The sequence below is a fragment of the Longispora sp. NPDC051575 genome, from assembly GCF_040681875.1.
Taxonomy (GTDB): domain Bacteria; phylum Actinomycetota; class Actinomycetes; order Mycobacteriales; family Micromonosporaceae; genus Longispora.
On record NZ_JBFAZP010000009.1, the window covers coordinates 194,795 to 212,538 of the forward strand.

Consider the following 17,744-nt stretch of genomic DNA (forward strand, 5'->3'; position numbering starts at 1 on the left):
ACAGTAACGTCTCTGTGGCCTGGCTCACAAGACCCGGGAGGAGACAACGGCACCAACATGGCAGGCTGGTGACCGTGAGTACCCCGGAACCACCACTGACCGCCACGATCCGCCAGATCGAACGCGCCGCGGGAGCCCTGGCGACCCAGAGCGTGTCGAAGATGGAGGACACCCTCGGCTGGTTCCGCGAACTGCCCGCCGACCAGCGGTCCTGGGTCATGCTCGTCGCCCAGGCCGGCGTCCGGTCGTTCCTGGAGTGGCTGCGCGGCGAGGGCACCCCCGGCGAGGTCAGCGACGAGGTGTTCGACGCCGCGCCCCGCGAACTCGCCCGGTCCATCACGCTCCAGCACACCGTCGCCCTGATCAAGGTCACGATCGACGTCGTCGAGGAGCAGGTCCCGCATCTGGCCGCCCCCGGCGAGGAGGCCGAACTGCGGATCGCGGTGCTCCGGTTCTCCCGGGAGATCGCGTTCGCCGCCGCCCGGGTGTACGCGCGGGCCGCCGAGACCCGGGGCGCCTGGGACGCGCGCCTCCAGGCGCTGCTGGTCGACGCCCTGCTGCGCGGGGACTCCTCGGACGTGCTCGCCAGCCGGGCCGCCGCGCTCGGCTGGACCGACGCCAGCCCGGTGGCCGTGGCCGTGGGCCGCTCCCCCGGCGGCGAGGCGAGCGCGGTGCTGCACGTCCTGCACCGGTACGCGCGGCGGATGGGGGTGGAGATCCTCGGCGGGGTGCACGGCGACCGGCTCGTCGTCGTCCTCGGCGGGGCCGCCGATCCCCTGGCCACGGCGGAGAAGCTGCTCGGCGGGTTCGGCGAGGGGCCCGTGGTGGTCGGACCGGCCGTCGCCTCCCTGGACGAGGCCACCGAGTCGGCCCGGGCCGCGCTGTCCGGGTTCCGGGCGGCCCCCGCCTGGCCGGCCGCCCCGCGCCCCGTCGCCACCACCGAACTGCTCCCGGAGCGGGCCATCGCCGGCGACCCGGAGGCCCGGCGGATCCTGCGCACCGACATCTACGGCGCGCTGACCAAGGCCGGGGGCGAGCTGCTCGACACCCTCGACGCGTTCTTCGCCGTCGGCGGGGTCCTCGAAAGCGCCGCCCGGCAGCTGTTCGTGCACCCGAACACGGTCCGGTACCGCCTCCGCCGGATCGCCGAGGTGACCGGTCTGTCACCGATGAACCCGCGTGAGGCGTTCGCGCTGCGGGTGGCCCTGACCATCGGCCGGCTGGATCCCGTCGGATCGTGAGGTGTTTCACTCGGCGGTCACGAATCGGGAGGCGCGTCACACCCAACGCTCTGACCTGGTCATTTAGACTGACTCAGCCGAACGGCGGAATGTCTTTGTAGGAACCCTACAATGTTTGTCGTCAGGTTTGGTGGCGAGCGATAGGGCTCGGATCTCGTCCGATCAGCCACAGTCAGAGTGTGCTTGCCGTACTCGCTCCCGGTCAGGGCTCACAGAAGCCCGGCTTCCTCACTCCGTGGCTCGACCTGCCCGGCGTCGAACCCCGCCTCCGGTGGTGGTCGGCACTCGCGGGCATCGACCTCGTCCACCTCGGTACGACCGCGGACGCCGACGAGATCAAGGACACCGCCAAGACCCAGCCGCTCCTCGTGGCCGCCGCCCTGCTCGCCGCCGAGCAGCTGCCGCTGCACGACGTCGCGCTGGTCGCCGGGCACAGCGTCGGCGAGCTCGGTGCCGCCGCCATCGCCGGGGTGCTCAGCCCCGAGGCCGCCGTGACCCTCGCCGGGGTCCGGGGCCGCGAGATGGCCGCCGCGTGCGCCGTCGAGCCCACCGGGATGGTCGCCGTGCTCGGCGGCGACCCCGACGAGGTGCTCGCCGCCATCGAGGCCGCCGGGCTCTACCCCGCCAACCGCAACGGCGCCGGCCAGGTCGTCGCCGCCGGTTCGCTGGCCGGGCTCGAGAAGCTCATCGACAACAAGCCGGCCGGCGCGAAGGTCGTCAAGCTGTCCGTGGCGGGGGCGTTCCACACCCCGTACATGGCACCGGCCGAGCAGGCGCTCGTCGCCCTCGCCCCCGGCATCACCGTGCACCAGCCGGGCCGGCTCGTGCTCTCCAACCTCGACGGCTCGGCCGTCACCGGCGGCAACGAGCTGGTCCAGCGCCTGGTCCGCCAGGTCACCGCCCCGGTCCGCTGGGACCTGTGCATGGACACCCTCGCCGACCTGGGCGTGACCGCCGTGATCGAGCTGCCGCCGGCCGGCACGCTCGCCGGGCTGATCAAGCGCACCATCAAGGGTGTGGAGATCGTCAAGGTCAACACCCCCGACGACCTCAAGGCCGCCCGGGACCTGATCGCCCGGCACGGGGTCGCTCCGACCCACGAGCCCATCCCGCACTTCCAGGTCGCGGTGTCCCCCGCCGCCGGCAACTTCCAGCCGGCCGAGGGCCTCGCGGAGGGCACCGACGTGAAGAACGGCCAGGTCATCGGTCAGGTCGAGACCCGCCAGGGTCCGATCGACGTCACCACCCACGCCGCCGGCACCCTGATCGAATGGCTCGCCAGCCCGGCGGACCCGGTCGCTCCGGGCCAGCCCCTCGCCCGGCTGCACCCGACCGGAGGTACCGCATGACCGGCTCCCGCATCGTCTCGATGGGGCACTACCAGCCCTCCAAGATCCTCACCAACCACGACCTGGCCCAGATCGTCGAGACGAACGACGAGTGGATCCAGTCCCGGGTGGGCATCAAGGAGCGCCGGATCGCCGGCTCCGAGACGGTCGCCGACATGGCCGGCTGGGCCGCCGAGAAGGCCCTGGCCAACTCCGGGCTCACCGCCGCCGACATCGACCTCGTCGTCGTGGCCACCACCTCCTCGGTCGACCGGTGCCCCAACGTGGCCACCCGGGTCGCCCGCAAGCTGGGCATCGCCGCCCCGGGCGCGTACGACGTCAACACGGCCTGCTCCGGCTTCTCCTACGCGCTGGCGACCGTCGACCACGCCATCCGGGCCGGCGCCTCGAAGAACGCGATCGTGATCGGCGTCGAGAAGCTCTCCGACATCACCGACTGGACCGACCGCTCCACCGCCGTCATCTTCGGCGACGGGGCCGGCGCCGCCGTGGTGTCCGCCAGCGAGGAGCCGATGATCGGCCCCGTGCTGTGGGGCTCGGACCCGGAGAAGGGCGACGCGATCGTCATCGAGGGCTGGCGCCCGTACATCCAGCAGGCCGGGCAGACCGTGTTCCGCTGGGCCACCTTCGCGCTCCCGGCGCTGGCCGCCGAGACCTGCGAGCGCGCCGGCATCAAGCCCAGCGACCTGGTGGCGTTCGTCCCGCACCAGGCCAACCTGCGCATCATCGAACCCCTCGCCCGTAAGCTGGGCGCGCCCGACCTCATCGTCGCCCGCGACGTCATCGAGTCGGGCAACACCTCGGCGGCATCGATCCCGATGGCGCTGTCCAAGCTGGTCGAACGGCGGGAGATCCCGTCGGGTGCGCCGGTGCTGCTGTTCGGGTTCGGCGGTGGTCTGACCTATGCCGGTCAGGTCGTCCGCTGCCCGTAACGGCATTTTCCACCTATGAAGGGAACCATCAGAAATGGCTCGTGAAGAGATCGTCGAAGGCCTCGCGGAGATCCTCGAAGAGGTCGCCGGCGTGAACCCCGAGGACGTCGCGGAGGAGAAGTCCTTCACCGAGGAGCTCGACGTCGACTCGCTGTCGATGGTCGAGGTCGTCGTGGCGGCCGAGGAGAAGTTCGGCGTGAAGATCCCGGACGACGAGGTCCAGAACCTCCGCACCGTGGGCGACGCCGTCTCCTTCATCGAGAAGGCACAGGCCGCGCTGTGAGCAGTGCCGACGTCGTAGTCACCGGGCTCGGCGCGACCACCCCGCTGGGCGGGGACGTCGCGTCCACCTGGGCCGGGCTACTCGCCGGTCGCTCCGGCGTCGGCCCCCTCACCCAGGACTGGGCGGCCCAGCTGACCGTACGGATCGCGGCCCAACTGGCCGAGGACCCGGCCGGCAAGCTCGACCGGATCAAGGCCCGCCGGATGGACCGTTCCGAGCAGGTCGCGGTCGTCGCGTCCCGTGAGGCGTGGACCGACGCGGGCCTCGACGACGTCGAGGTCGACCGTGGCCGGCTCGGAGTCGTCGTCGGCTCCGGGATCGGCGGCGCGACCACGCTGCTCGCCCAGGACGACATCCTCGAGGCCCACGGGCCCCGCAAGGTGTCCCCGCACACCATCCCCATGCTGATGCCGAACGGCCCCGCCGCCTGGGTCGGCCTGACCTTCGGCGCGCAGGCCGGCGTGCACGCCCCGACCAGCGCCTGCGCCACCGGCGCCGAGGCCATCGCCTGGGGCCTGGACATGATCCGCTCCGGCCGCGCCGACGTCGTGGTCGCCGGTGGGGTCGAGGCGGTCATCCACCCGCTGCCGATGGCCGGCTTCGGTTCGATGCGGGCCATGTCGATCCGCAACGACGAGCCCGAGCGCGCCTCCCGTCCGTGGGACGCCGGCCGCGACGGCTTCGTCCTCGGCGAGGGCGCCGGCGTCGTCATCCTGGAGCGCGCCGAGCACGCCGCCGCGCGCGGGGCGAAGGTCTACGCCCGGCTCTCCGGTTCCGGCATGACCTCCGACGGGTACGACATCGTGCAGCCCGACCCGGAGGGTGTGGGCCAGGCTCGGGCCATGACCCAGGCCATCAAGGAGGCGGGCCTGACCAGGAAGGACATCGGGCACGTCAACGCGCACGCGACGTCCACCCCGGTGGGCGACATCGCCGAGGTCAAGTCGATCGAGGCCGCGGTCGGCAGCCACCCGGTCCTGACCGCGCCCAAGTCGATGCTGGGCCACCTGCTCGGCGCCGCCGGCGCGGTGGAGTCCATCGTGACGATCCTGTCGGTGCACCACCAGCTCATCCCGCCGACGATCAACCTGGAGGTCCCGGACCCGGGGCTGACCCTGGAGGTCGTCACCGGTGAACCGCGCAAGATGCACCTGGACGCCGCACTGAACAACTCGTTCGGCTTCGGCGGGCACAACGTCGCCCTGCTGTTCACCCGGGCTTAGGAGAAGAGCGCTGTGATGACCACGAACTCCGCTTCGACCGACGACACCGTCGTCGATCACCGGGATCCGGAGCCCCGTCTCCGGGCGCTGTTCGACGCCGGTTCCATGCGGGCCATCTCGCCCCGCGACGACTCCGGCGTGATGACGGTCCGTGGTGAGATCGACGGCCGGACCGTCATCGCGTACTGCTCCGACGCCCGGCTCATGGGCGGCGCCATGGGTACCGACGGCTGCCAGCACACCGTGGACGCCATCGACGCCGCCGTCCGGGAGCGGGTGCCGGTCATCGGCATCTGGCACTCCGGCGGCGCGCGGCTCCCCGAGGGCGTCGCGGCGCTCGACGGGGTCGGCCAGGTGTTCGCGGCCATGGTCCGCGCGTCCGGTCGGGTGCCGCAGATCTCCGTGGTGCTCGGCCCGGCGGCCGGCGGCGGGGCGTACGGCCCGGCGCTGACCGACATCGTGATCATGTCCGACCAGGGCCGGATCTTCGTGACCGGTCCCGAGGTCGTCCGCAGTGTCACCGGCGAGCAGGTCGACATGGAGCGGCTCGGCGGTCCCGAGCCGCACGGCCGGCGCTCCGGCGTCGTGCACATCACGACCAAGGACGAGGCGGGCGCCCTCACCAGGGCCCGCGAGCTGGCGAGCCTGCTCGGTCACCAGGGCCGGTTCTCCCCGGCCGACGTGGACGAGTCCCCGGAGCTCGGCGAGATCCTGCCCGAGCAGGTCAACCGGGCCTACGACGTCAAGCCCGTGGTCAAGGCCATGCTCGACGCCGAGGGCCCGACCGTGGAGCTGCACGCCAAGTGGGCCCCGAACGTGGTCACCACGCTCGGCCGGTTCGCCGGTCGCACGGTCGGCGTGATCGCGAACAACCCGCTGCGGCTCGGTGGCTGCCTCGACGCGTCCAGCGCCGAGAAGGCCGCCCGGTTCGTCCGGATGTGTGACGCGCTCGGCGTGCCGCTGATCGTGCTCGTGGACGTCCCCGGCTACCTGCCGGGCGTCGGCCAGGAGTGGGACGGCGTCGTGCGGCGCGGCGCGAAGCTGCTGCACGCGTTCGCCGAGGCCGTCGTGCCCCGGATCACGCTGGTCACCCGCAAGGCCTACGGCGGCGCGTACATCGCGATGAACTCCCGCTCGCTCGGCGCGACCGCCGTGTTCGCGTGGCCGAACACCGAGATCGCCGTCATGGGCGCCTCGGCGGCGGTCAACATCCTGGCCCGCAAGAAGCTCGCGGCGGCCAAGCCGGAGGACCGCGAGGCCCTGCGCGCCCAGCTGATCGAGGAGCAGGCCCGCACGGCCGGCGGCGTCGGCCGGGCGCTGGAGATCGGCGTCGTCGACGAGGTCATCGAGCCGGCCAAGACCCGGCGCCGGATCGCGGAGGCCATGGCGGCGGCCCCGGCGGCGCGCGGCGCGCACGGGAACATCCCGCTCTAGTCGCAACACGGCGAGCGCCCCCCAGCGGTCACTGGGGGGCGCTTGTCGTTGGTAGACCCAGATCAACACCGGTTTTCCGGGTACCGGGAGACGCGGGGTCGCGCGGTCACCAGCCGTGACGTGGCCCCGGGTCAGGGCGGCAGCGGTCGCGGTCAACGGCGGCGTTGTCGCGGGCGACCCAGATCAGGGTGGCGCCAACCGCAGACGGCTCCCGGTCAGCAGCTCGACGCCGGCAGGCCCGGCACGGTGACCGGCGACCTGCCCCGGGCGGGGGCCTTGCCGGCCAGCACCGCCGCGAGGGCCTTCATCGCGGCGCGGGTGCCGCCGAACACCGCGATCAGGGTCGGCGACTTCGCGGCCCCCAGCACGTACGGGGTGTCCAGGGCGACGGTCACCGCCGCGTCCGGGGCCAGGTCGGCGGCCGTGTCCCCGTAGCCCGTGAGGTGCACGTGGGTGCCGCGCGCGCCCACCGGTACCCCCCACGGCCTGAGCTCTTCGGTGAGCCAGGCGACGCGCTGCTCGTTGCCCGGTGAGCAGGTGATCCGCAGCGGGCCGGGGACCTTCACCGGGCAGGTGCCGCGCAGGACGGTGACCGCTGCGGCGGCGGCCTTCGCGGCGACGGCCACGTGCTCCTCGGCGTTGACGGACTCCACGCCGGGGCGCTCCGGACCGGCGAGGCGCTTGCGGAGGGCCAGGACCCGCCCGGCGGCCTCGACCAGCCGGGCCTTCGGCAGCGCGCCGGACCGCAACGCGTCGAGCAGGCCCTGGTACGCGGCCTTGAAGTCCTCCGGCATCAGCAGCAGGTCGTTGCCCGCGACCAGCGCCTTCACGGCCAGCTCGCCGGACGGCAGCGACAGGGCCTTCATGTTCAGCGCGTCGGAGACCACCACGCCCTGGAAGCCCAGCTCGCCGCGCAGCACGTCGACGAGGACCTTGCGCGACAGCGAGGACGGGACGCCCGGATCGATCGCCCGGGCGTCCAGGTGCCCCGACATGATCATCCAGGTACCGGCGGAGATCGCCTCCCGGAACGGCGCGATGTCCTGCGCGTCGAGTGTCTTTCGGTCCTGCTCCAGCACCGGCAGGCCCTCGTGGCTGTCCACGTCCGTGTGCCCGTGGCCCGGGAAGTGCTTCGGGCAGGCCGCGACGCCCTGGTGCTGGAGCCCCTTGACGGCGGCGGCGACGTGCCGGCCGACGAGCCCCGGGTCCGAGCCGTAGGCGCGGGAGCCGATCACCGTGTTGCCGGGGCCGCCGAGCACGTCGGCACTCGGCGCGAAGTCCACGTTCACCCCGACCGCCGCCAGTTCCGCGCCGGCCATCCGCCACGCCGCCTCGGTGAGCGCCGCGTCGTCGGCCGCCCCGAACGCCATCCCGGTCGGCAGCAGGGCCATGCCCTCCTTGATCCGGGTCACCACCCCGTACTCCTGGTCGATGCCGATCAGCGGCGGCAGGCCCTTCGTCGCCGCGCGCAGCCCGTCCGTGAGCTTCCTGGCCTGGGCCGGGGACTGCACGTTCGTCGTCGGGTTGGTGTCCTTCGTCGGATCGTCGGCCGTCGCGCTGACCAGGATCAGACCCGCCAGGTGGTACTTCGCGAGCAGCTGCGCCGGCGTGTCCACCCCGCCGATCCGCTGGTTGCCCGCCGCCGAACCGGGCGACACGGCGGTGGCGTCGTTGCCGTAGGCGTACGGCATCAGCACCGCCCCCACCAGCTGCTCGTCGGAGAGGCCGTCGGTCAACAGGGGCTCGTCCTTCTTCCCGGGCTTCGCGTCCGCCCCCGGGGTGTCACAGCCGGCCAGCGCCCCGCCGGCCACAGCCAGTAGCGAGGAGGTGAGCAGGACGCGACGGGTGAGGGGTGGGCGACCTGGCGACATCATCGGGCCAGGTTAGCCAACCTGCGTCAACCACGTCATCGGCGCGCCGTCGCCCGCGTGCCGGTACGGCTCGAGCTCGGAGTCCCAGGCCGTGCCCAGGAGCTTGTCCAGGCCGTGCGCCAGCGCCTCGGTACCGGTGGCGGCGGCCATCAGGGAGCGCAGCCGGTCCTCGGTGAGGGTGATGTCACCATTCGCGCTGATCGCGGCGCGGAACAACCCGCGGCTGGGCACGAACATGATCCGCTCGCCGTCGTACCCCGGACTGGGCTCTTCCGTGACCTCGAAACGGGTCATCGGCCACTGCTTGAGGGCAGCGGCGAGCTCAGCACCGGCGCCCGGGCGACCGGACCAGGTGCACTCCGCCCGCAGGGCAGGCGGATCCATCGGTTGTGCCGTCCATTCGAGTCGAACGGGTGTGCGCAGGACACGCCCGATCGCCCATTCGACGTGTGGACACACGGCGGATGGGGTCGAGTGGACATACACGACGCCTCGTGTAGGCACTGTTGACCTCCCGGGTGACCGAGGTGCGTCTTCCCCCACGGCCTCGATCAGCCAGAAATGTCGTTACCCATGATGCAGGCTGCGGCGGGTGTTGCGCCAGTGAACAGTGAAACTCACGCGAAACTTCCACCGAACCGGGAGTGTACCGGTTTGTCCGGCGTTGGCCTAGTGGCAGGGCCGTTCGACTCGCCGACCGGGCTCGGGTAGACTCTTTCCGGCTAGCGTCCGCGCTGGCTACTCATCTTTTCTCACGTCCGTCTGCAAGGAGTTCCGCGTGGCTAGCAACACGTCGAAGACCGCGCGCGCGTCAGTCCGCGCCGGCCAGGCAGGTGCCGCTGGCGGCGCTCTCAGCGTCCTTGGCGAGTTCAAGTACCTGATCCCGCTGAACGGTGGCAAGCACGTCTACGTGCGCAACCTGACCAACGGCAAGACCGTGCACGCCTCGGTCACCTCGGAGAAGTTCATCGAGGAGATCCGCGTGCTGGCCGCCGCCGGGCACGGCGCGAAGATCCGCGCCGAGCTGGCCGGGCTGGCGACCGCCTACCCGAACGACGGCTGGGAGGCCACCGAGAGCCGCCTCGCCGAGGCTGGTCTCTTCGAGGCCGCTGCCGCCTAAGTCAGTTTTCGGAAAGTGCCCCGGCAGGGTTACTGCCGGGGCACTTCTGTGTTCCCGGTCGGTGAGGTGACCGGGGCCGGCGTGGACCACGGGGCGGGGCGCGGTTCCTGGCCGGGGCCGGGGCGCGGTCACCGGCAGGCCCGGGGTGCCGGTCGGGGCGTGGGGTGCCGATCGGGGCGCGGGGTGCCGTTCGGGGGGTGCCGATCCGCACTGTCGGGGGGCCCGGTGGATGGGGCAAGCTGACAGGATGTCGGACCTGCACGACGCGTACGCCCCCCATGTCCCCGCACGGGACCGGCGCGGCGGCACCGCCTCCCCCGGGCTCACCGCGCTCCTCGGCGTCACCCTCGGCACCATCTTCGGCGGCTTCGGCCTCGGCGTGCTGCTCAGCGGGGCCCTGCCCAACGTCGGGCACCCCACGGCGTTCCGGATCATCGTGTGCGGCGGCGGCCTGCTCGTGGCCGTCGGCGGTTACACGGTCGCGGCCCGCGCCGCCCTGCACGCCCGCCGGTTGCGCCGGCTCGGGGCCGACGTGATCACCGCCGACGCGCTCGACGACCTGCCGCCGACCCTGCGCGCCCTCGCGGCCCGCGCGCAGGCCGCCGCCGACCGGATCCGGGCCAGCCGGCCGTTCGCGGAGGGCTGGCTCCCGCTCGCCGAGGGCGAGCTCGACCGGGTGGAGTGGACGGCGCTCACCGAGCTCCGCGCCCTCGCCGCCCTGCCGCCGCCGCCCGACGCCCCCGGCCTGGAGGACCTGGCCGCGGACCAGGCCGCCGACCGCGCCGCCCGGACAACCACGCTCAGCGAGCGGGTTTCGGAAATCGAGCAGCTCGCGCTCGGTACCCAACGCCTGGAGCTGACCCTGCGTGACCAGGGAAAGCCGGCCCCGCCAGCCGTGCACACCACCGAACTGTCACAGGCCGTGGTCGCGGTGTCCGAGATGGAGGACTTCATCCGAGGACGGTGAGCGGGTACTGTTCGACCACTCATCGAACCGCCCACACCCCCAGGAGGGTCACATGGCCGCAGCCAACGGCCAGCTGGTCATCGAACGGATTCTGCGCGACCGCGAGGGGATCTGGCGCCAGATCATCGACCAGCGCAAGCTCAGCCACCTAACCGGCCAGATGCTGGCCAGCTCGTCGATCGCCCTCGCCGTGTACGGCGCGGTGCTCGGCTTCTCCAACGGCCCGCTCCAGGCGGTCGTCTCCCTCGTCAAGCTGCCGATCCTGTTCCTGGTGACCCTGGCGATCTGCCTGCCGACGCTGTACCTGTTCAACCTCGTCTTCGGCGCGAAGCTGTCCATCAGCCAGGCGGTCTCCCTCGTGATGACCGCGATCACCGTCATGGCGACCCTGGCGCTCGCGTTCACCCCGATCAGCCTGTTCTTCCTGATCACCGCACCGAACTACAGCTTCTTCAAACTGCTCAACGTCGCGATCCTGATGCTCTCGGCGTTCGTGGGCCTGAAGTTCCTCACCTCGGGCATGCAGGCGTTCAACCGGCACCGCGAGGCGGAGGCGCGGCTGGCGGCCATGGCCCCGGTACAGGCGCCGGTCGCGGCCCCGGTCACCGTCCCCGCCCCGGCCACCACGCCGGCCGAGGTCGTCGCCGAGCCGGTCGCCGTTCCGGCCGGTGCGCCGGTCGCGGGGTCCACCGAGGCCCTGGCCGCGCAGGCCGGCGTGCCACCCCAGGTCCTCGTGGTGCCGATCCCGGTCAGTCCGAACGGCGTGCACCCGGGCATGCCGGGGCACCCGATGATGCACCCCGGCCGGCCGATGCACCCGGGTCAGCGTCCGATGCCGCCCCAACTCCCGCCGGGCGAGCGGCCGGCGAGCATGGGCCTGCTGTACATCTGGATCCTGCTGTTCGGGTTCGTCGGTACCCAGCTCGGCTGGACCCTGCGGCCCTTCTTCGGCGACCCGGACATGAAGTTCCAGCTGTTCCGGGGCATCGAGGGCAACTTCTACGTGGACATCGTCCGCACCCTCGGGAACCTGTTCTCCTGACCTGTTCCGCCCCGGCCGCCCGCTCGAAGCGGGGGCCGGGGCGGAGCGGCGAGCACCACCTGAGGGCCCCGCGCCGAACGCCTTCCCGCTGTCGGCCCTAGGCCACCACCGGCACCTTGCGCGGGCCCAGCGCCCTGACGCTGCCCACGAGCTTCCGGTCGCCCAGGGTGGTCACGAAACACTGGAAGACCCGGTCCCCCGCCCGGACCTTCTCGGCCGTCGGCCCCCAGAAGGTGCCCTCGATCAGCTCGGAGTCCTCGAACGTGGGCTGGTCCCAGCCGAGGAAGTCGGTGACCGTCTTCTGACACCCCGGGGCGACCGCCCGGTCCCGCGCGTCGCCGTCGGCGGGCACGACCTCCTCGCGGAGGGTGTAGAGACCCGCCAACTCGGCGGTGTGCGGGGTGGCGCAGTCGGCCAGGAAGACGAAGTCGTCGGTGGTCGCGTTCGCGCAGCCGATCAGCATGGGGCCGGTACCGGCCAGCGCGCCGCGCAGGGTGCCCGTCCGGCTGACGAGGGTGGTGGCCGCCGTGCTGCCGACCTCCGCGATGTCGCAGCTGAACCAGCGCTTCGCCAGGTGCGACGCGTTCTCCTCCAGGTACGACGTGGTCGCGACCTTGCCCGTCGGCAGCGGCCCGCCGAGGAACTTGTCGGCCTCGGCCCGGCAAGTGTCGCCGATCTCCTTGTCCGCCCCGGTGTCCGACAGGGAACCGTCGACCCGGCCGACGTAGTACGTCTCGACCTCGTGCGGGCCGGTGCACATGGCGTACCGGCCGCCGAACGTCTCCGGGAAGCCGGCCGCCGTGCCCGGCTCCGAGGAGTTCCGGCAGGTACCCACGCGGGGGGTCAGGGTCGAGCCGTCGCCGACCGGGCCCCGGGTGTTTCCGGAGAACTTGACGACCAGGCCGATCATCCCCGAACAGAGGACGAGAATGCCGACGACGAGGAAGATGACGGTCCGTTTGCGTTCCACGGCGCGGGAGCCTATGCGAACGCCGGCCGGTACGCAGCCCCGCCGCCGGACAGCGGACACCCATGGCCCGGTTTGTCTGTTCCGGCCGAGCTACCATGGACCGTCCACATCGGATCGGTGTGCCGTGGAGTGCCGGCGACACAGCAACTCCAGGCCGCACGGGCGGCACCCGGGCGAGCGCGGGACCCGGGCTGCGGTGGTGGCGCGTTCCTATTATCGTGGTGTCTGACGGACATCGCCTTCGATAGGCACACACCCGACGCGGAGCCGTCCCAAACGGGCAGCGCGACACCTGTCCGTTCACATAGGATTCTTGGATCCATTGGCGTCCGTCACTGGGGCGCCGCCGTGGAGGGCCGGAGCGGGCCGGGCCGACCGGAGTTCCGACTCGAACCACAGTCACGGGGAAGGACGACTTTGTGGGGCGCAACAAGGGAGGTACGACAGGCGGGGTCAGCGAGTTCAGCGTCGACGATGCGATCGAACGGGTACCCGCATTGTCCGATCGGGAACGCGACGTCCTCGAACTACTCGGATCAGGACTCTCCAACCGGGAGATCGCCAAGGCACTGGTGGTGGCGGAGCGCACGGCGAGGGCGCACGTCGAGCGGGTTCTGCTCAAGTTGGGCCTGGTCAGCCGCTCACAGGCGGGCATCGTGGGCTACGCCCTGCGGAGCACCGGGCAGGACGGCCATGGCGTAAGTGCCAATAGCGCCATCCGCCCGCCTCAGTCAAGACTGCTGCCACGGGAGATTGACTCCGGTGGACAAGTGAGGAGTGACTGACATGAGGTTGAAGCGAATCGGCGCGACGATGGCTGTACTCACGGTCGGAGCCGCGGGCCTGCTGGGCGGGAGCGTGACGTCCGCCCAGGCCGACACCAACTCCAACTCGCTCTACGGCTACTACTGCTCGTGGGGGCCGAACACCACCGACAACAACTCGCGGGCCGACGCGGAGTGCAAGAGCGTCGGCACGCAGGCCCAGATCGTGGCGGACTGTGACTGGTCGCCGTGGAACATCTACTCCAACACGTTCAACAGCAACCTGGAGTACCGCAAGACCAACGGCAGCTGCTGGTACGGCGTCATCTCGGCCTGGATCGGGAATGCCTGAGTTGTGAAAAAACCGTAGTATGACCGGGTTCCGGACTGTTCATCATGGTCCGGAACCCGCGTCCGATCCACCCACCCGCCCGGACACTCCGACCCGACGAGGATTCGCCCTGATGACAGCCAGCCAGCCGGCCATCCTGGAGATGACCGGCATCGAGAAGTCCTACCAGTCCGGTTCGCTGCGGGTGCAGGCTCTCGGCGGTGTCTCCCTGCGCGTCCAGCCGCACGAGCTGGTCGCGGTGATGGGTCCGAGCGGCTGCGGGAAGTCCACCCTGCTCGCCATCGCGGGGGGCCTGCTGCAACCGGGCGGCGGGGAGGTGAACGTCGCCGGAGCGGCGTTGAACCGGCTGCGGGGCGGGGCGCTGCACAGCCATCGCCGCAGGTACATCGGCTATGTCTTCCAGGACTACAACCTGATGCGGACCCTCACGGCGGTCGAGAATGTCGCGCTACCCGATGAACTGTCTGGAATGCGACGGTCGGAAGCCCGACAGCGGGCCGTCGCGGCGTTGCAGGCCGTGGGCATGGCCAAGGAGGCCGGCCGGTACTCCGACCAGTTGTCCGGCGGCCAGCAGCAACGGGTCGCGCTGGCCCGGGCCATCACCGGCGGCCGTCAGCTGATCCTCGCCGACGAACCCACCGGCGCCCTGGACTCCGTGACGGCCACCGGCGTCCTCGACGTGCTGCGCGGCCTGGTCGACGCCGGCGCCGGCTGCGTCCTGGTCACCCACGACCCCACCGTCGCCGCCCGCGCGGACCGCGTCGTCCACATGCGCGACGGGCTGGCGCTCCCGTGAGGTCGGTGCGCCTGCTGGCGCTCGCCCTGCGCATCTCCAGCCGCTCCCTCCGCCGGACCCCACGGCGGAGTCTGCTGCTCATCGCCTTCGTCGCCGTGCCGCTGACGGTCGCCACCCTGGTGGCCACCCTGACGGCCACCGCCGTGCCCACCCCGGAGGAGTTCGCCCGGCGCGGGCTCGGCGCCGCGACCCTGCGGGCCGAACTGCCCGCCCTCGGCGCGCGGCCCCCGGCCGAGGCGCTGGGCCAGGGCACCGCGAAGATCAGGGAACTCGTACCCGGGGCGCGCGACATCCAGCCCGTGATCAGCCAGGACTCGCGGCTGGTGAAGGGCGACCGGGAGGTGGCGGGCTCCAGCTTCGGCATCGACGGCGCGAACCCCATGCACGCCGGACGGTTCACCGTCGAGAAGGGCACCCTGCCCGCGTCCGACGGCGAGACCGCGCTGTCCGCCGCCGTGGCGCGCCGGCTGGGCGTCGGCACCGGCGACAAGGTCACTGTGGACGGCTCCGAGCTCACCGTGAGCGGGATCGTCGTCGACCGGGCCGGCACGACCCGGACGTTCGCCGTGGCCACGGTGCCGACGGCGGTCACCATGGCCGCCCGGACCACGGGAGGCGAGGCGGCCGGCCGGTCGAAGCAGGTCACGATCGCCTGGCACCTCGCGGGTGTCGACCCGACCACCACCCGACGGGTACTGCAGGACGCCGGCTGGCGCACGCTGGACCGGAGCGACTTCGCCACCAAGGGCTCCGACCAGATCGGGCAGCTGCCGGCGCTGACCCTGGGGCTGACCGCGCTGATGCTGGCGCTGGCGATCCTGCTGATGGGCGCGGGCTTCGCCGTGGCCGCCAGCTCCAGCCGCCGCGAGATCGGGCTGCTCGCCGTGTGCGGGGCCGGCCCGGCCCAACGCCGGCTGGTGCTGACCTGCAACGGCCTCGTACTCGGGGTGCTCGCGACCGCGCTCGGGCTGGGCGTCGGCGTCGGGCTGGCCGCACTCGCGTACCCGCGGGTCGCCGCCAGCGTCGAACAGGTGTGGACGGAGCTGCGGGTCGACGTACCCCTCATGGTGGTGTTCGGGGTGATCGGCCTCGGCGGTCCGGTGCTGGCCGCGTGGCTGGCCGGCCGGCAGGTCGCCACCATGGACCCCTGGGTCGCCCTGCACGAACGCCCCTCCGCCACCGGTCGGGCCGCCACCCGGCGGACCCGGCGCTGGAGCGTGGCGGCGGTGGTCACGGCCGTGGTCGTCCTGGGCCTGGCGACCCTCGCCGGCAATCTCGCGCTGACCGCCCTGGCCGCGCTGGTCGCGGTCATCGGAGCGGCCGGGATCACCCGGATGGCGGTGCCCTGGCTGGCCCGCCGGGCGGACGTGGCGCGGCCGGGGATGCGGGTGGCCCTGCGGTCGCACGCCGCCGCCCCGGGCCGGGGCACCGCGCTGATCGCGGCGATCGGCGCCGTGGTCACCGTCGCGGGCCTGGTGATGCTCGGCGTGGGCGGGCTGACCGAACGCGCGGCCAGCACCTACCGGCCCTCCTCACCCGTCGGGACCACGGTCGTCGACACCCACGACACCCTGCCCGGCACCACGATCTCCGACATGGCCCGCCGGCTCGACGCGACCGGCGTCGCCCGGATCAACCTCGCCATGCCCGCAGACGCCGTCGGGCAGAACACGTACCTGGCCACGGTCGAGAACCCGGCGGCCGTCTGCTACCGCACCCCGCGCGAGGATCCCCGGGTGTGCGCCCAGCGGGCCGGCTTCGACACGTCCTTCTGGTACGTCGGCATCGTGGAGCCCGCGCAGCTGGCCACCATCCTCGGCCGGCCCCTGACCGGGGCTGAGGAGTCCGCGTACCGGGAGGGCAGGGTCCTCGCGTTCTCCGACCGGATCGTCGCCGACGGCACGGTCCGGATCTGGGACCGCGACCCGAGGGGCGCGCGGGACCGGCAGCCCAAACTCCTCCCTGCGGTGGTCGCCAGCGGGGCACGGATCCACAGCGACCTGCCCTTCGCGTACCTCTCCCCGGAGAGTGCCGCCGCGGCCGGGTTCCGGAACCATCCCCAGGTGCAGTACGTCATCCGGTCGGCTGCCACGCCCCCGGAGTCGGCCGAGGACGCCGCCCGGGCCATGCTCACGGCCGACGCGGGCGGGTACGCGCGGCTCTACGTCGAACGGGGCGACCCCGCGAGCCGCAACCTCGGCACCGTGCTGATGATCTGCGCCGTCGCGCTCCTGGCCCTCGCCACCGTGGTCTCCGTCCTGGCCGTCGCGCTGGCCGCCGGGGAACTGGCCCCGGAGTTCGCCACGCTCGCCGCGGTGGGCGCCACCTCGCGGTTCCGGCGGGGGCTCAGCGCGGCGTACTCGACCGTCACCGCCACGCTCGGGGTGCTGCTCGGGCTGGCCGTGCTCGCTGCGGTCAGCCCCGCGCAGTCGCGCGCGATGGACGTACCGGGGAGCGGCCTGGCCTGGTTGATGTTGCTCGGGACTGCGGTCGCCGCAGTCGTGGTGTCGGCCGGGGGTGGCTGGCTGACGAGTCCCCGGCCGGTGAGTCTGGTCCGGCGGGTGGACTGAGCCGCCGGGGCGCCCTGATGTCGTCGGGGCGCTCCGATGTCGTCGGGGCCGTTTCGCGGCGGGCGGGCGGAGTCTCCGCCTGTCGGGGCCGGTGGGCGGAGCCCCCGATGCCGTCGGGCGCAGCCCCCTATGCCGTCGGGCGTCGTCGCCGTGGACGTGCCGAGCCGCTCGATGCCGTCGGGCCCGCTTCGTGGCGGGCCCGACGGTTCGTGGGTCAGCAGCCCTCGCTGAACGACACCGGTACGGCCCGGTGCTTGCGGCTGCCCCGGTCCTTGCCCGACTCGCCGGAGACCGCGATGCAGCTGTAGGAGTCCAGGCTGCCGTTCTTCCAGTGGATGCGCAGGTTCTTCTCGGTGCTACAGGTGTTGTGGTAGTACACAGTGGTGGTGGCGATGCCGTCGGACCACGACCAGTTGAAGCACCCGGCCGTACCCGAGTGGTAGGACGCCTGGGCCGGCGCGGCCGTGAACAGGACGCCACCCAGTCCGAGTGCCGCGACGACGGCGAGCTTCTTCAGCATGATTTCTCCCCCAGAGAACCGGTCACCGCCTGCTGGCTGATGACTTCGGGGAGCCTAGGTGCGCGAGTGGATCATGTAAACGGGATGTAAATCACGATAATTCAGGTGTTCGATGGCTGTGCCGGGCGTGGCCAGCGGAAACTCTACCGCAGAGTAACGGATATTTGATCTTGGTGCGCGGGCACCGTCCTCTGTGCTGCCCGGGCCCGGGTCGCCGCAGTTCAGGGGGGCAGCGACGGCCCGAAACCGCCGAGCGGGCGGACCCCGATCCGCGTCGGCGCGCTCGGGAACCTGTCGCTGCGGCTGATCG

Annotated in this window: 17 protein-coding genes; 13 read left to right on the plus strand and 4 right to left on the minus strand. The window is 72.2% G+C overall.

Annotated elements, in window-relative coordinates; genetic code table 11:
- Positions 1 to 74 precede the first annotated feature (74 nt).
- From AB0M43_RS27875 to AB0M43_RS27900, 6 genes are all read left to right on the plus strand, one after another.
- The gene (locus AB0M43_RS27875; protein WP_363728739.1) at positions 75 to 1,241 is read left to right on the plus strand and encodes a helix-turn-helix domain-containing protein; all 1,167 of its coding nucleotides are present in this window, start codon (positions 75 to 77) and stop codon (positions 1,239 to 1,241) included.
- A 179-nt stretch (positions 1,242 to 1,420) separates the two neighbouring features.
- Entirely contained in the window at positions 1,421 to 2,590 is a 1,170-nt protein-coding gene (locus tag AB0M43_RS27880) for an acyltransferase domain-containing protein (protein WP_363728740.1), read from the plus strand.
- Positions 2,587 to 3,522, plus strand: coding sequence for a beta-ketoacyl-ACP synthase III (locus AB0M43_RS27885; RefSeq protein ID WP_363728741.1), 936 nt, complete (start codon positions 2,587 to 2,589; stop codon positions 3,520 to 3,522). Before AB0M43_RS27880 ends, AB0M43_RS27885 begins: the two co-directional genes overlap by 4 nt.
- A 34-nt stretch (positions 3,523 to 3,556) precedes the next feature.
- Complete coding sequence (locus AB0M43_RS27890; protein ID WP_197005209.1) at positions 3,557 to 3,805, plus strand: acyl carrier protein; 249 nt, start codon at positions 3,557 to 3,559, stop codon at positions 3,803 to 3,805.
- Positions 3,802 to 5,028, plus strand: coding sequence for a beta-ketoacyl-ACP synthase II (fabF, locus tag AB0M43_RS27895; protein WP_363728742.1), 1,227 nt, complete (start codon positions 3,802 to 3,804; stop codon positions 5,026 to 5,028). The genes AB0M43_RS27890 and fabF overlap by 4 nt, the downstream gene beginning before the upstream one ends.
- A 15-nt stretch (positions 5,029 to 5,043) precedes the next feature.
- On the plus strand, positions 5,044 to 6,462 hold the full coding sequence (locus AB0M43_RS27900; protein ID WP_363728743.1) for a carboxyl transferase domain-containing protein: 1,419 nt from the start codon (positions 5,044 to 5,046) through the stop codon (positions 6,460 to 6,462).
- 215 nt (positions 6,463 to 6,677) lie between these two features.
- Here the strand turns inward: AB0M43_RS27900 and AB0M43_RS27905 are convergent, their stop codons facing one another.
- Together AB0M43_RS27905 and AB0M43_RS27910 are read right to left on the minus strand one after the other, a co-directional pair.
- Complete coding sequence (locus AB0M43_RS27905; protein WP_363728744.1) at positions 6,678 to 8,336, minus strand: glycoside hydrolase family 3 protein; 1,659 nt, start codon at positions 8,334 to 8,336, stop codon at positions 6,678 to 6,680.
- 9 nt (positions 8,337 to 8,345) lie between these two features.
- Positions 8,346 to 8,837 carry a DUF3145 domain-containing protein gene (locus AB0M43_RS27910; protein WP_197005214.1) on the minus strand — a complete coding sequence of 164 codons (492 nt, stop codon included), beginning with the start codon at positions 8,835 to 8,837 and terminating at the stop codon, positions 8,346 to 8,348.
- Between the two features lie 274 nt (positions 8,838 to 9,111).
- Between AB0M43_RS27910 and AB0M43_RS27915 the strand changes: the two genes are divergently transcribed.
- The 3 genes from AB0M43_RS27915 to AB0M43_RS27925 all read left to right on the plus strand — a co-directional run bounded on the left by AB0M43_RS27915 (position 9,112) and on the right by AB0M43_RS27925 (position 11,462).
- Positions 9,112 to 9,453, plus strand: a complete 342-nt coding sequence (locus AB0M43_RS27915) for a hypothetical protein (RefSeq protein WP_363728745.1) — start codon at positions 9,112 to 9,114, stop codon at positions 9,451 to 9,453.
- Between the two features lie 247 nt (positions 9,454 to 9,700).
- On the plus strand, positions 9,701 to 10,420 hold the full coding sequence (locus tag AB0M43_RS27920) for a hypothetical protein (RefSeq protein WP_363728746.1): 720 nt from the start codon (positions 9,701 to 9,703) through the stop codon (positions 10,418 to 10,420).
- A 52-nt stretch (positions 10,421 to 10,472) separates the two neighbouring features.
- The gene (locus tag AB0M43_RS27925) at positions 10,473 to 11,462 is read left to right on the plus strand and encodes a hypothetical protein (RefSeq protein ID WP_363728747.1); all 990 of its coding nucleotides are present in this window, start codon (positions 10,473 to 10,475) and stop codon (positions 11,460 to 11,462) included.
- Between the two features lie 97 nt (positions 11,463 to 11,559).
- Here the strand turns inward: AB0M43_RS27925 and AB0M43_RS27930 are convergent, their stop codons facing one another.
- A complete protein-coding gene (locus tag AB0M43_RS27930) occupies positions 11,560 to 12,432 on the minus strand; it encodes a septum formation family protein (protein WP_363728748.1) in 873 nt (290 codons plus the stop codon).
- A gap of 419 nt (positions 12,433 to 12,851) precedes the next feature.
- Here AB0M43_RS27930 and AB0M43_RS27935 point away from each other — a divergent pair, with 419 nt between their 5' ends.
- The 4 genes from AB0M43_RS27935 (at position 12,852) to AB0M43_RS27950 (ending at position 16,914) form a co-directional block, all read left to right on the plus strand.
- A complete protein-coding gene (locus AB0M43_RS27935; protein WP_363728749.1) occupies positions 12,852 to 13,217 on the plus strand; it encodes a helix-turn-helix transcriptional regulator in 366 nt (121 codons plus the stop codon).
- 1 nt (position 13,218) lies between these two features.
- A complete protein-coding gene (locus tag AB0M43_RS27940) occupies positions 13,219 to 13,548 on the plus strand; it encodes a hypothetical protein (protein WP_363728750.1) in 330 nt (109 codons plus the stop codon).
- Positions 13,549 to 13,660: 112 nt separating this feature from the next.
- Positions 13,661 to 14,344 (plus strand): ABC transporter ATP-binding protein, encoded by a 684-nt coding sequence (locus AB0M43_RS27945; protein WP_363728751.1) that lies wholly within the window; start codon positions 13,661 to 13,663, stop codon positions 14,342 to 14,344.
- Between the two features lie 5 nt (positions 14,345 to 14,349).
- Positions 14,350 to 16,914, plus strand: a complete 2,565-nt coding sequence (locus tag AB0M43_RS27950; protein ID WP_363728752.1) for an FtsX-like permease family protein — start codon at positions 14,350 to 14,352, stop codon at positions 16,912 to 16,914.
- Between the two features lie 214 nt (positions 16,915 to 17,128).
- On the opposite strand, the gene AB0M43_RS27955 is transcribed toward AB0M43_RS27950, so the two are convergent.
- The gene (locus AB0M43_RS27955; RefSeq protein ID WP_363728753.1) at positions 17,129 to 17,434 is read right to left on the minus strand and encodes a hypothetical protein; all 306 of its coding nucleotides are present in this window, start codon (positions 17,432 to 17,434) and stop codon (positions 17,129 to 17,131) included.
- Positions 17,435 to 17,744: the final 310 nt, after the last annotated feature.